This window comes from Flagellimonas pelagia, from assembly GCF_003584135.1.
Lineage (GTDB): Bacteria > Bacteroidota > Bacteroidia > Flavobacteriales > Flavobacteriaceae > Flagellimonas > Flagellimonas pelagia.
The window spans coordinates 36961-50718 of record NZ_QXFI01000025.1 but is presented as its reverse complement, the minus strand read 5'-3'; the positions used below and the strand labels follow the sequence as shown (position 1 = coordinate 50718).

At 44.6% G+C, this 13758-nt stretch carries 13 protein-coding genes; 6 read left to right on the top strand and 7 right to left on the bottom strand.

All coding sequences use genetic code 11. The annotated features are described in order from the left end of the window. Window positions 1-4 precede the first annotated feature (4 nt). Genes D2V05_RS09090 through hemA form a run of 3 tightly spaced genes read right to left on the bottom strand, consistent with a single transcriptional unit; the run spans window position 5 to window position 2869 of the window. Window positions 5-712, bottom strand: a complete 708-nt coding sequence (locus tag D2V05_RS09090; RefSeq protein WP_119647287.1) for a uroporphyrinogen-III synthase — start codon at window positions 710-712, stop codon at window positions 5-7. Then, window positions 690-1616 carry a hydroxymethylbilane synthase gene (hemC, locus tag D2V05_RS09085; protein ID WP_119647286.1) on the bottom strand — a complete coding sequence of 309 codons (927 nt, stop codon included), beginning with the start codon at window positions 1614-1616 and terminating at the stop codon, window positions 690-692. The genes D2V05_RS09090 and hemC overlap by 23 nt, the downstream gene beginning before the upstream one ends. Next, window positions 1613-2869: a glutamyl-tRNA reductase gene (hemA, locus tag D2V05_RS09080; protein ID WP_119647285.1), complete on the bottom strand. Its 1257-nt coding sequence runs from the start codon at window positions 2867-2869 to the stop codon at window positions 1613-1615. Before hemA ends, hemC begins: the two co-directional genes overlap by 4 nt. A gap of 209 nt (window positions 2870-3078) precedes the next feature. On the opposite strand from hemA, the gene D2V05_RS09075 reads away from it, so the two are divergent. Together D2V05_RS09075 and D2V05_RS09070 are read left to right on the top strand one after the other, a co-directional pair. Then, entirely contained in the window at window positions 3079-3957 is an 879-nt protein-coding gene (locus tag D2V05_RS09075; protein WP_119639111.1) for a helix-turn-helix domain-containing protein, read from the top strand. A 9-nt stretch (window positions 3958-3966) separates the two neighbouring features. Beyond that, the gene (locus D2V05_RS09070; RefSeq protein ID WP_119647284.1) at window positions 3967-4716 is read left to right on the top strand and encodes a ThuA domain-containing protein; all 750 of its coding nucleotides are present in this window, start codon (window positions 3967-3969) and stop codon (window positions 4714-4716) included. On the opposite strand, the gene D2V05_RS09065 is transcribed toward D2V05_RS09070, so the two are convergent. Further along, entirely contained in the window at window positions 4702-5559 is an 858-nt protein-coding gene (locus tag D2V05_RS09065) for an N-acetylmuramoyl-L-alanine amidase-like domain-containing protein (protein WP_119647457.1), read from the bottom strand. The two genes, D2V05_RS09070 and D2V05_RS09065, sit on opposite strands and share 15 nt — an antisense overlap. Further along, window positions 5543-6613 carry a mechanosensitive ion channel family protein gene (locus tag D2V05_RS09060; protein WP_119647283.1) on the bottom strand — a complete coding sequence of 357 codons (1071 nt, stop codon included), beginning with the start codon at window positions 6611-6613 and terminating at the stop codon, window positions 5543-5545. The genes D2V05_RS09065 and D2V05_RS09060 overlap by 17 nt, the downstream gene beginning before the upstream one ends. A gap of 142 nt (window positions 6614-6755) precedes the next feature. Between D2V05_RS09060 and hemH the strand changes: the two genes are divergently transcribed. From hemH to D2V05_RS09040, 4 genes are read left to right on the top strand one after another with little or no spacing between them, the layout of a single operon-like run. Continuing rightward, window positions 6756-7802, top strand: coding sequence for a ferrochelatase (gene hemH, locus D2V05_RS09055; protein WP_119647282.1), 1047 nt, complete (start codon window positions 6756-6758; stop codon window positions 7800-7802). 23 nt (window positions 7803-7825) lie between these two features. Beyond that, entirely contained in the window at window positions 7826-8617 is a 792-nt protein-coding gene (locus tag D2V05_RS09050; RefSeq protein ID WP_220473544.1) for a DUF3050 domain-containing protein, read from the top strand. A 56-nt stretch (window positions 8618-8673) separates the two neighbouring features. After that, window positions 8674-10050, top strand: a complete 1377-nt coding sequence (locus D2V05_RS09045; protein WP_119647281.1) for an MATE family efflux transporter — start codon at window positions 8674-8676, stop codon at window positions 10048-10050. A 52-nt stretch (window positions 10051-10102) separates the two neighbouring features. Further along, the gene (locus D2V05_RS09040; RefSeq protein ID WP_119647280.1) at window positions 10103-11206 is read left to right on the top strand and encodes a lactonase family protein; all 1104 of its coding nucleotides are present in this window, start codon (window positions 10103-10105) and stop codon (window positions 11204-11206) included. Window positions 11207-11314: 108 nt separating this feature from the next. Here D2V05_RS09040 and D2V05_RS09035 read toward each other — a convergent pair whose 3' ends face one another. Next, window positions 11315-12409, bottom strand: coding sequence for a TFIIB-type zinc ribbon-containing protein (locus D2V05_RS09035; RefSeq protein WP_119647279.1), 1095 nt, complete (start codon window positions 12407-12409; stop codon window positions 11315-11317). Window positions 12410-12559: 150 nt separating this feature from the next. Continuing rightward, window positions 12560-13699: an SPFH domain-containing protein gene (locus D2V05_RS09030; RefSeq protein ID WP_119647278.1), complete on the bottom strand. Its 1140-nt coding sequence runs from the start codon at window positions 13697-13699 to the stop codon at window positions 12560-12562. Between the last annotated feature and the right edge of the window lie 59 nt (window positions 13700-13758).

Sequence of the window (13758 nt, the reverse complement as noted above, 5' to 3'; positions counted from 1 at the left end):
TTTATTATTTATTTGGATCCCGCATCGTACTTCGACTACGCTCAGCATCCGTGCGGGATGACAATTCTTTTATAGCCTGCACCAATACATTCTCCACAGTTGGTTTGTTGGCAATTATGATATGTTCAGTATGTTTTTTGGCTTCCATGGCGGTAGTTTCTCCAATACAGAACAAGGTGCTGTTTGCGATGTTGTTTTCCAAAAGATAGCTTCGGATACCACTAGGGCTAAAAAACAAGATACCGTCAAAATTGCGGTGAAATGCCTTCGGTACCAGTTGGGTTCTATATACTTCCACTTCTTTATACTGAACGTTATTTTTTTTCAATACTTCTGGAAGTTCCTCTCTCCTTTGATTGCCTGAAAGGAAAACAAATGTCTTTTCGGCATGGTTCTCCAAAATCTTTTCTGCCAATGATGAAGCATTTTCGGCAGTTTCCACCACTTCAATGCTTTCCTCTGTTAAAAAGGAGGCCGTTTTTTCGCCAACACAAAAGGCCCTAAACTTTGAAAAATCCGTACCTTCTACCTGGGTTAAAAAAGCTTTGACCGCATTTTTACTGGTGAAGATGTAGTTCTGAAAGTCCAACGGAATTTCAACATCCAACATTTCAATTTGCAGGGCATCGTATTCCACGAGTCCTAATCCGGAATTCAGGAAAAGTTCTTTTTGTGATGGGGTGAGTATTTTAGTGGAGAGCACTGTTTTCATTTCTGATTTCCTGCATCAATTTGTCTCCACCTTTGCCCAATACTTCCTTGGCACATGTTTCTCCAAAGCCTTTGGCTTCGGACAACTTTATTTCTTTTTTGATTTCGATTTTCTGTTTTCCATCCAAAGAGAACACAACGCCTTCAAAAAATACCTTTTGATCTTTAATCTGCGCCAACGCACCAATTGGAGCCGTACAACCCCCTTCCAACGTCCGCAAAAAGTCACGTTCAATTTTAGTGGCAAGTTCGGTATCGGAGTCGTTCAACTTGGCAAGGGCTTCCCTTGTATATTTGTCATTTTCCATGGCAACCACTAACATGGCGCCCTGGGCTGGTGCGGGGATCATCCAATCCAATTGAATGGCGTCTTTGGGCAACAATTTGATACGTTCCAGACCCGCTTGGGCAAAAATGGCCCCTTGCCAATCGTTCTCGATCAATTTGATCAATCGTGTGTTCACATTGCCCCGTAGATCGACCACTTGGTGGTTGGGATATCGGTTCAGCCATTGTGCCTTTCTTCGCAAACTGCCCGTAGCAATAGTAGCAGGGGTATCCGACTCCAAAAAAGAGGAACCTTTGTGTACCAAAATGTCGTGGGTAATGGCCCGCTCGAGTACGGCAGCTTGTACGATACCTTTCGGTAGTTGGGTGGGTACATCTTTCATGGAATGAACGGCGATATCGATTTGCCCTTGCAACATGGCAACATCCAGAGCCTTGGTGAAAATTCCAGTAACGCCTAGTTCGTACAAAGGCTTGTCCAGCACTTGATCCCCCATAGATTTTGTGGGCACTAAAGTGGTATCATAACCCAGTTTTTCGAGTTTTTCCTGCACAGTGGTGGCTTGCCACAGTGCCAGTTCGCTGTCGCGGGTACCGATTCTTATGATCTTGCTCATTTGGAATCGATTTCTAACTGAAAGACTTTTTGAATCAGTTCCAAGCTATCCTCTGTATCCACTTCGGAACTTTTAAGATGGTTGGCAAATTGCTTGGTGATTTTTTGGATGATCCTTTCCGAGATCATTTCAGCCTGATCTTGGTTGAAATCGTTGATCTTTTTGGAATGAAAGTCGATTTCTTCGGCCTTCATGGTATTGAGTTTTTCCTTGAGTGCATTGATGACCGGGGCAAATTTTCTGGTTTCCAACCATTTTAGGAAATCTTTCTTTACCCGTTCAATAATGGCTTCAGCCTTGGGCACATATTCCTTGCGCTTGGCCAGGGTATCATCCGTAATTTGCGAAAGCTGATCTAGATGTACCAAAGAAACGTTCTCCAATTCCTGTACATCGTCCGAAACATTTTTGGGAACGGAGAGGTCCAAGATCAACAATGGTTTTTTGGGATAGATCAATGCCTTGGACACGGTAGGCAATTGTGCGCCCGTGGCCACGACCAAAATGTCCGCTTTGCGGATTTCGGTCTGAAGGTCGCCATAATCCTTAACCGTCAAATGGAACTTTCCGGCAATATCCTCGGCTTTTTCCCTGGTTCGGTTGATTAAGGTGATATGGGAGTTATTGGAGTGCTTGATCAGATTCTCGCAGGTATTCCTTCCAATTTTACCCGTTCCGAACAAAAGAATGTTCTTTTCGGAAATATCAGGTACGTTGTCCAGAATGTATTTTACGGAGGCAAAAGCAACCGATGTGGCTCCTGAAGAAAGCTCAGTTTCCGTTTTGATGCGTTTACTCGCCTGAATCACCGAATTGCACAAACGCTCCAGGAACGGGTTGGCCATATCTTGCTTTTTGGCACGGTAAAATCCTTGTTTGATCTGGCTGATGATCTCAAAGTCACCCAAGATCTGGCTATCGAGACCCGTACCCACTTTGAACATATGGGAAATGGCATCATGGTTTTTGTAGACATAGGCCACTTCCTGGAATTCTTCCACGGTTCCTTGGGTCTGGTCGCAAAGCAATTTGATAAGTTGGTAGGGATGCTGGGCAAAGCCGTACAATTCGGTTCGGTTACAGGTAGATATCGCCAAAAGGCCATCAATCTCCATTTCTTTTGCCTTGGCCAGGATTTGGTCAATAGCAGGAACATCTAGACTGAACTTTCCTCTCACCTCTGCATCTGCCTTCTTGTAACTCAACCCGACGGCGTAGAAGGAATTATGTTTTGAAATATGGTAGTTCCTCATAAAGGATAAAATCGCAACACAAAATTAACAGTGTTGCCCGTCATAAAATAACGCTAGCGGAACTATACGGAGTTTGTGGGCATATTCAAGGTTTAAATTTTACTTAAAATCTGCTAATGCATTGATTTTATTGATAAATTTGATGAAATGTAATCTAATTTAGAGCCGTTCTAAATTAAAGGTTTTGAAAATCGATACAAAGAATCCATATGAAAAATATCGCTGAAGGTTCCTATGATGAAATTTTCGTGGAAGATGGGATTTTTATCCTTAAAATCCAGAACGATACCAAAGAACCAAAGGTCATTACAAGGGATATTGACAGTTCCTACATTCAATTCCATTTTTGTTTAAAAGGCCGTTCACGGTTCAATTTTAATGAAGGGAGCTATTATTTGGAAGTGAACGAGGAAAATTCCCTGTTGCTGTACAATACCCAAAAGGACCTCCCACTGGATTTGGTGGTTTCACCCAACTCATGGTTATTATCGGTGGTGATGACGATTAGGAAGTTCCATTCTTTGTTTTCCGATGAAGCGGATTACATTCCTTTTTTGAGCGAGGATAACAAGGAAAAAAAATACTATTCCCAAGAAATGGTGTCGCCTGCCATTGCTGTGGTCTTGAGCCAACTGATGAACTACAACTTGCACCCTTCCATCAAAAAATTGTATTTAAAGGGAAAGGTGTTCGAGCTGATTTCCCTCTATTTCAACAAAACCGAAGATGCCGATTTGGAGCAATGCCCTTATCTGGCCGATGAGGATAATGTACGCCGCATTAAAATGGCCAAGGAAATCATCATTTCACGTATGGCCGAGCCACCTACTCTGGCCGAACTATCAGAAGAGGTAGGGCTTGGTCTAAAAAGATTGAAGGAAGGGTTTAAACAGATTTATGGGGATTCCGTTTATGGCTTTTTGTTCGATTATAAGATGGAATATGCCCGCAAAATGTTGGAATCCGGCAAGCACAACGTGAACGAAGTAGGCCTGAAAGTGGGATATAGTACCGCCAGCCATTTTATTGCCTCGTTCAAAAAGAAGTTCGGAACCACGCCTAAAAAATATGTAACTTCAAACGTGTAAAAAAGCATCATGAAACAAATTGTATTCCTTATTTTAGGTTTGACCCTGTTTACCCAAATTTCGGCACAGGATGACCCATCGACTGAAAGCAAAGAAGTCAAAATGCCAGAATTGGTCCTCGTCTTTACCAAAACAGCTGGTTTTAGGCATCAATCCATAGAAAAAGGAGTACAGACCTTTCGCGAGTTGGGTAGGAAAAACGGTTTCATCGCCTTGCAAACAGAAAGTGGGGAAGACTTTACCCCACAGAACCTGAAAAACTATAAGCTGATCGTTTTCTTGAACACGACCATGGATGTGCTGAACGATGCCCAACAAAAGGCCTTTGAATCCTACATCAAAAATGGAGGAAGTTATTTGGGTGTCCATGCCGCTTCCGATACTGAATACGATTGGCCCTGGTACGGTAAATTGGTTGGGGGATATTTTGTGAGCCATCCCGAGCAACAAAAGGCCAAAATTGATGTACTGGACAAAACCCATCCGTCCACGGCACATTTACCCGATGTTTGGATGCATTTTGATGAATGGTACAACTTCAAGGACCTAAACCCGGATGTACATGTGCTCCTAAAATTGGACGAATCCAGTTATAAAGGCGGTATCAATGGGGATAACCACCCCATTGCTTGGTACCACGAATATGATGGGGGCAGGGTCTTTTATACGGGTTTGGGCCATACCGAAGCTTCTTACGATGAACCCGAATTTCGCCAACACCTTTTGGGTGCCATTGAATGGTGTTTAAAACGAAAGTAAGGTGGGTCTTGCCACGATGATCCCGATATTGCTTTTGATGTTCTTGAGATAGTCCGCCAAGGGCAGTTCGCTGATTTCCACTTCTCCATTTTTACTGGAGGCATGAAGTAGATGCAACCTGCCATCAGGTTGATGGATGGCAATTCCAGTATGGGTCACATCCAACCCTTTGATGGAGGTGGCCAAGGCGATAATATCCCCAGAATGGATGAGTTGTTCCTTGCCTGCAATTTGGTCTTGGGGTAGATAACACAATGTTTCTTTCGCCAGTTCTTGTTCAAAGTGTTGCATGGCTTGAAAGTTCTTATCGCTTGCCAAAAAGGGGTACAGATTTCGGTGTGTTCCCATAAAATCGATGGATTTTTCCAATTCCACACCACCTATTTCCGCCGTGATGTCTTTCACCAATCCTTTCTTTTCGTTGTTGCGAATCCATTCCGTAAAATAGTGTAAACGAGAAGGATACCCATTCATCTCACCATTTCTATACCGAATGGTTTCTAAATTTTTGGCGAAAGTATCAAAATCCGTTTCATGGTTTTTCAGCATAAGGCTGAAGGCCATGATATTTTCAACAAAAGTGGTGCAATCCAACCCGCTGAAGTTTACCACCAGGGTTTCGGTATCCCCGATTTCGAGTGTTTTTTCAACATACGGAGTACCCAAAAAGGATTTGCCCACGGTTGTGATGGTATCGCCTAAACTAGCAGCATGGGTTTTTTCCAAAGCGGCCATTTTCGACTCAAAAAGAGGTTTGTCCTTTGGGGAACAGGTAATTTGTTGGGCGTTTCCGAAGCTTCCCAAAAACAGGAGAAGCATTACGATGTTATGAGTCGACTTCATCTTTTTCATCTTGTTGGATCATTACCCTTGTCCTGGCAATGCTCTCCGGATAATTTTCCTGTAGATAAACAATCAGTTTTTCACGAACCAGGACCCGAAGGTCCCATGCCGTTGGCGAATCCTTGGCACTCATCAAAGCACGCACCTCCACATGGTTGGGTTTAGAGTCTGTTACTTGTAAAACGTTCACCTTGCCATCCCAAAGGTCGGTGTTTTTCAATATCCGGGTCAATTCTTCCCGAAGTTTATCAAACGGAACATTGTAATCCACATACAAAAACACGGTGCCCAGGATATCGGCGGAAGTCTTGGTCCAATTCTGGAAGGGTTTATCGATAAAATAAGGTGTGGGTACGATCAAACGACGCTTGTCCCAAATGGCCACCACCACATAGGTTAGGGTGATTTCCTCAATACGGCCCCATTCGCCTTCCACAATGACCACATCATCCAATTTAATGGGCTGTGCAATGGCAATCTGGATACCCGCCAAAATAGTACCGATGAATTTTTGAGCCGAAAAGCCGATGATAATCCCCGCTACCCCAGCCGAGGCAAAAACACTCAGTCCCAATTCCCGGATTTCGGGAAAGCTCATCAGGGCAAAACCGATGGCCAAAAGGATGATGATGAAAATGAAAATCCGCTCCAAAATGGTAAACTGTGTATAGACTTTTCGGGCTTTCAGGTTGTCCGCCACCCCCACATCATAATTTCGGATCACAATTTGTTTAACGATCTTCAGCAGGGCGATCATCACCCAGCTCATCGCAAAAATGAACAACAAGGTACTCGCCTTTCGGAACCAAAACCCTGCTTCTTCCAGATTTAGAACATCACGAAGTGCTTTCATCCTAAGGAGAACGGAAAGGAAAATCAATACTAAGGGTGTTGCCAGTTTTCTAAAGGAACCCTTAGGCAAAAGGTATCTCGGACTTTTACCCATTCGTTTCATCACCACGGAGGTGCCCCAATATAGAGACACCAAAACAAGCAGGGCAATGCCCAAGTAAATCAGGGATTCTTTGGAAACTTGCTCTTGAAAAGACTCCATATCCACAAAAATAGGGAGAAATGTCCACAGATACAGGCTTCAACAAAATCGAGATTCATTATTTCATCATAAGAAAGTATTTTGATGCTCCAAGGACAAAGTCGGTCACGTGTATTATTTTTGCTGCTCAAAATAGAAAGCCGTGCAAAAAGGAGTTTTATTGGTCAACTTGGGTTCGCCCGACAGCCCCACCGCAAAAGATGTAAAACCGTACTTGGATGAATTTTTGATGGACGAGCGCGTCATCGATGTGAATCCGGTTTTAAGGAACATCATCGTTCGGGGCATTATCCTGAACACCCGCCCCAAGCGTTCCGCTGAGGCCTATTCCAAAATATGGTGGGATGAAGGATCTCCTTTGATAGTGATTTCAAAACGGTTTGCGGAAAAAGTGCAAAAGCACACCCAATTGCCGGTCGCGCTGGGAATGCGTTATGGTTCCATGTCCATTAAGGAAGGTTTGCAAGAATTGAAGGAAAAAGGGGTGGATGAGGTATTTTTGGTGCCTTTGTACCCGCATTACGCCATGTCCTCATGCGAAACCGTGGTGGTAAAGGCCATGGACGTTCAGGCCGAATTTTTCCCTGAGATGCAAATGACCACCCTACCTGCTTTTTACAGCAATCCGGATTTTGTGAAGATTTTGTCCCAAAGCATAGCCGAAGGGTTGAAAGGTTTCGATTACGACCATATTCTTTTTTCGTATCACGGCATCCCGGAACGCCACATTAAAAAGTCGGACCCAACCAAGTCGCACTGCAAATTGGATGGTAAATGCTGCCAAACCAACTCGGTTGCCCATCATACCTGTTACAAGCACCAATGTTTGGACACTACCGAATTGGTAAAAAAAGAACTGGGGCTTCCTGAAGAGAAAGTGAGTACTTCCTTTCAATCCCGATTGGGGAGCGATCCTTGGTTACAACCCTTTACCGACAAGGAGTTCGAACGCTTGGCCCAGGAAGGTGTCAAGAAGTTGGCGGTCATCACTCCGGCCTTTGTGAGTGACTGTCTGGAAACCTTGGAAGAAATTGCCATGGAAGGCAAACACCAGTTCCAAGAGGCAGGGGGAGAGGATTACATCCATATTTCCTGTTTGAACGATCGTGACGATTGGGCCGAATTGATGGCCGAATGGATAAACCAATGGGAAAAAAGCGGTGTCTTGCCCGAATACCATATTCAATAATACTGGAAAAAGAAAATTGCCCTATGAAAATGGAAGACTTGGAACACCACCTGCAAGAGGTACGCGACCAACTCAAAAATCACCCCCTGTATGCCCAACTGGAATCGGTGGAGGACATCAAGATTTTTATGGAAAGTCATGTGTATGCTGTTTGGGATTTTATGTCCTTATTGAAGGCATTACAGCAACATTTGACCTGTACCTCCCTTCCTTGGAAACCAGCTTCGGATGCGTCTGTGGCCCGATTCATCAATGAGATTGTGCTGGAGGAGGAAAGTGATTTCAACGAGTTGGGTGAGGCCAAAAGCCATTTTGAAATGTACTTGGATGCCATGGAAGAAGTGGAAGCCGATACATCCAGAGTGATGCAGGTCATCTCCACATTTACCGATTTGGAGGAGATATTCCAACAAATTGAAAACACTGACTTGGATCAAGCGGAAAAGAATTTTCTTCAATTTACCTTTGAGGCCATCAATACCCAACAACCTCATATCATTGCTGCTGCCTTTACTTTCGGAAGGGAAGACCTCATTCCCGATATGTTTTTGGGTATCATTGAGCAATCCGGAGAAAACGGCCCAAGCAAATACGCCAAACTTTCCTATTACTTGAAAAGGCATATTGAGCTTGACGGTGACGAACACGGCCCCTTGGCCGTTAAAATGATCAAGGCTTTATGCGGTTCCGATGTGCAGAAATGGGAGGAAGTCTTCCACTACAGCAAAAAAGCTTTGGAACGCAGAATCGGACTTTGGGACAGCATCGCCAAAAAACTCACCGAGAACAAGGATAATTTGGTGGATGCGTTGTAGATTTGAGGGAACCATTCAGTTCACGCTAGTCTTACACCAAAAGAACAATCCTTGGCATGGCCAAAGTTACCTCTGAAGAACTCGGGAAGGAACCCATCGGAAAATTATTGATCAAACAGGCCGTTCCGGCATCCATCGGTATTTTGGTGATGTCGCTGAACGTGCTGGTCGATTCCATTTTTGTGGGTAATTGGATAGGTTCCATTGCCATTGCGGCCATCAATGTTGTATTACCTGTTTCCTTTTTTATTGCCGCTTTGGGGATGGCCATCGGTATTGGGGGTTCCAGTATCATTTCTCGTGCCTTGGGTGCTAACAACCATGAAAAGGCCTTAAAAACATTTGGAAACCAGATTACGCTCACCCTTTTGGTCACGGTGACCATGGTGGCCCTTGGACTGTATTATGTGGACAACCTGATTCCGGCATTCGGAGGAAAGGGTTCCATTTTTGAGCCTGCTAAAATCTACTATACCATCATTTTGTACGGAGTGCCCTTTTTGGCTCTTTGTATGATGGGAAACACGGTGATCCGTGCCGAAGGGAAGCCCAAGTTTGCCATGATCGCCATGATCATTCCCTCCGTGGGCAACTTGTTGATGGATTACGTTTTCATTTACATTTTCGACTGGGGCATGTACGGCGCGGCATGGGCAACAACCGTAGGCTACCTGTTGTGTTTTGGGTACATTCTGTATTTCTTTCTGTCCAAAAATTCCGAATTGAAGATCAGTCTTTCCCATTTTGGGTTGGACCCGGCCATACTTCGTGAGATCAGTTCTTTAGGCTTTGTAACCTTGGCACGGCAGGCAGTTACCAGTATCACCTACCTGCTCATGAACAATATATTGTTCAATTTGGGTGGGGAACCTATGGTGGCGGTCTACGCCATTATCGGCCGTATGCTGATGTTTGCTTTATTCCCCGTTTTTGGGGTTACGCAAGGCTTTTTGCCCATTGCAGGCTACAACTATGGCGCCGCTTATTACGACCGGGTTAAGGAATCCATCTACACCGCCATTAAATATGCGGCATTGGTAGCCACCTTAGTTTTTGTGGTGTTGATGCTTTTCCCAGGGGAGTTTGCTGCCCTATTCTTGAGTAATAGACCAGGTCTGTCTCCGGAAGAGTTGGCCACCAACCAATTTGTGTTGCAACATACCCCATTTGCCATGCGGCTGGTTTTCGCGGCCACGCCTATTATTGCCCTTCAATTGATAGGTGCCGCCTATTTTCAAGCGGTGGGCAAAGCCATTCCGGCCTTATTGCTGACCTTGACCCGTCAAGGTTTTTTCTTTATCCCCTTGATTTTGTTGTTGCCCAAGTTTTTCCAAGAAACCGGGGTATGGCTTTCATTCCCCATAGCCGATGTGTTGGCCACGGTGGTCACGGGCATTTATTTAGGTAAGGAAATAAAGAAGGAATTGACCTAATGGAATGGTATCAACAAAGAATGTTTAATTTGGAGGTCGTAACGTAACAACCATGAAAAAATCACTTTTTGCCAGTCTGATGATCCTATTCGCATCAGCCTGTAAAGAAAAACCTGAGGAAATACCCATGTACACCCTTTATGTAGGAACTTATACCAGAGGCGCCAGTGAAGGCATTTATACGTATACCTTTGATGCTGCCAAAGGGAAGCTTTCCGATCAAAAATTGGTTGCAAAATTACCTAACCCTTCCTATTTGTCCGTTTCCAAGGATAAACAACATTTATATGCCGTACAGGAGACTACGGATTTTGATAGCTTGGGGGGTGGCATTACGGCTTTTAAGATAAATGATGGGGAATTGGAATTTCAAAAAAGTCTGGGTACCCAAGGAGATAATCCTTGCCATGTATCTCTTTCCGACAAGGGATTTTTGGCCGTTTCCAACCATGGCGGGGGCAGTGTGGCAATTTTTAAGTTGAATGGGGATGGATTGTTCGAAGAAGGTGAGCCACAGATAATTGATCATAAGGTCTTGGATACGGTAAAAAGAGCGCATGCCCATATGGCCCAATTTATTGGGAACGAACTTTTTGTTGCTGATTTTGGTTTGGATGCCATAAAACGATACCGATTGGAAGACAAACTTTTTGTTCCTGGGGAACAGGCGACCATTGGGCTCGACGATAAGGCTGGCCCACGCCACTTTACCTTTGGTAGCCATGGAAAAATTCTTTACGTTATAAATGAGACGGGTTCAACGATAGTGGCTTTTGAAAAAGACCCCCAAGGAAATTACCAAGAAATCCAAGCGGTAAAAACCATAGATGACAATTATCAAGGAGGAAATGCATGTGCTGACATTCACTTATCCCCGGATGGGAAATTTCTATACGGTTCCAATAGGGGAGAGAACACCATTGTGATTTTTTCAGTTGATGCTGGCTCAGGCAAGCTACAACTGGTTGGCAGGGAGTCAGTTCAAGGGAACTGGCCCCGTAATTTTACGATAGATCCAACCGGGAAATATTTACTGGTGGCCAATGAGAGGAGTGATAACATCACCATTTTTGAAAGGGATGTCCAAACAGGAACACTGACCTATTTGAACGAGACCCAATTGCCCGCTCCGGTGTGTTTGGTGTTTGAGGATTAGAAATTCATCAATTTGTCACATCGAGTGGAATCGCTTGGCGATTTTGTATCGAGATATACGAGGTTCTCGATACGATTTCCTTCGGAAATCACTCGAACTGACCAAGACCTATTTTTTTGATAATAAAATAATCACCCCAATCACGATTAAGCCCAATAGCACGGCAAAGAAAATCTTCCAGAAGCTATAAGGTCGTGTACCTGAAATGTTCCCGTTTTCCCCGTTGATGAAAAAATTGTACTCCTTGCCATTGTACCGATAGGTACTTACATAAACGGGCAATAAGATATGTTTAAAGGTTTCTTCGGACAGTTTCATGTCCATGGAGGTTACCCTTTGGGTATCGCCTCCAATATCCTGCATGCACCACCGGGTGGCAATATCATGTGCCACTTCCTTGGAATGCAGATGCCCTTCGTTCAATGAAATCGTGTACTTTTCGGTCACGAAACCGGATAGGTATCCACTGTCGAAAGGTTGCAATTTTTTCAAATCCCAATAGGCAATTTTACCCGGAATCCTTCCTGATTTTTGCTTGGAAGCCTTGATCAAGGTGTCGTCCACAAACCCGGAAACTTCCCCTGAAGCGGGGTACCAACGGGTCTTCCGGACTTGCTGTGTCACCATTTTACCGTTTGCATTCCGAACCCTTCGTGTTTCATAATAATATTCTCCCCGCTGACCGATATAAGAGGCATACAGTTGCGCATCAAAGGTCCAATAGGGTAGATAGAGACCTTTCGTAAATTGAGGGTCCAGAGCGGCCTTTTTCAGATTGTTAGGGGCAAACCACAATTGTTTCACCCAATTCTTAAAAATGCGGAAAGATTGGTTTTTATCGATTTGAAACGGCAACACGGCCCCGGGCAAGATCCAATTCTCCTTATAGGTATCTTCCACTACCAAAGGTTGGCCACAGTACACACAATGAAGCGATTTATAGTTTTCCTCCACATGTTGGTCGGCACCGCAATTTTTGCAATGCAGCATAGAGATTTCCTCGCTGTGCCTTTGCGACCCCATTTCCTTGAGGTAAGGGTACAGCTCCAGTTCCTCAAAACCATTTTCTTTTGGGGCGATGGCTTCTTCATGGCCACAGTACTCACAGGTGATGCTGGTAGTCCCAGGTTTGTATGTGAGTTCCGCCCCGCAGTTGACGCAGGTTTTTTTGAGTTCTGATTTTTGGATGGTAGGTTCTTCCATGTTGTCATTCCCGCGAAAGCGGGAATCTAATTATTTGTTTGGATACCGGTTGTTTCCATTTATTTATAGGTCATACTGAACGAAGTGAAGTATCCCACGTTGACTAAAATCCATAAGATACTTCACTTCGTTCAGTATGACAATGTAAAATTATTGTCCAGGCAATGGCGGAGGGGTATTACCTCCCAAGAACGATTTCAGTTCCTCTACATCCTTTAAAGCGGTCCAGGCGGCCATGCCTTGTTTCCAGACCAAACTGTCGCGGTTAACGGTGCGTGATGCAAAAAGGGATTGCAGTTGTTCAAAGGTTACCGGGCCATGTTGTGTGCCATTTGTGGCATAATAATATAGGGTCTGGGCAGGCATTGGTGGAGGTACTGCCCCAGCAGCGGGTTGTCCTGTGACCTGTGGTGCCGCTTGTGTGGCACCGCCCATCAGGTTCCCCATTTGTTGGGCTAGCACAAAGCCCATACCCATGCCCATTCCGGCACCAGCGGTGCCACCTTCGTTTTGGGCAGCGGCTTCGATGGCCTTGGCAGCTTTGAACTTGGCCAATTTGTCCAGATCCAGTTTGTCTATTCGGCTGTATTCGAAAATCTCTTTTTTGAGTTCTTCGGGCATGGAGACGTTCTCAATATAGAATTTCTCCAAGGAAATACCTACCGTTTGAAATTCTGGGGCCATCACTTCGCGACAGGTATCGGAAAGTTCGGTGGTGTTGGCCGCATACAGTTCTATGGGAAGGTTGGCCTTGCCCACGGTATCGGTAAAGCGGGTGGCGATCAAGCTTTTTAAGTGCTCGTTGATCTCGAAATTGGTAAAGTTGCTATCGGTACCCACAATATCCTTGATGAACTTACCGGCATCCGAAATTTTATAGGCATACGTTCCGAAGGCCCTGATCTCCACCAGTCCAAAACGGTCATCACTCAACGTAATGGGACTTTTGGTGCCCCATTTCTCATCGGTGAACAAGTGGGTGTTCACAAAGTACACTTCTGCTTTAAATGGCGAGTTGAAACCGTATTTCCACCCCTTCAACGTGGACAAAATAGGCAGGTTTTGGGTGGTGAGGTCATACGTGCCGGGGGTGAACACATCGGCCAGTTGCCCCTCGTTGATAAAAACGGCGGTCTGCCCTTCACGGACAATCAGTTTTGCCCCGTTCTTGATTTCGTTCTGGTAGCGCTCAAACCGATACGCGATGGTGTCGTCGGTATAGTCGAGCCACTCAATAATATCAATAAACTCGTTACTGAGTTTTTCCTTGATCTTTCCAAAAATATCCATGGTCTAGTGTTTTTTATTATTGAAGTTTAAAGTTAAAAAAAGTGTGGAAGGTTTCCGTT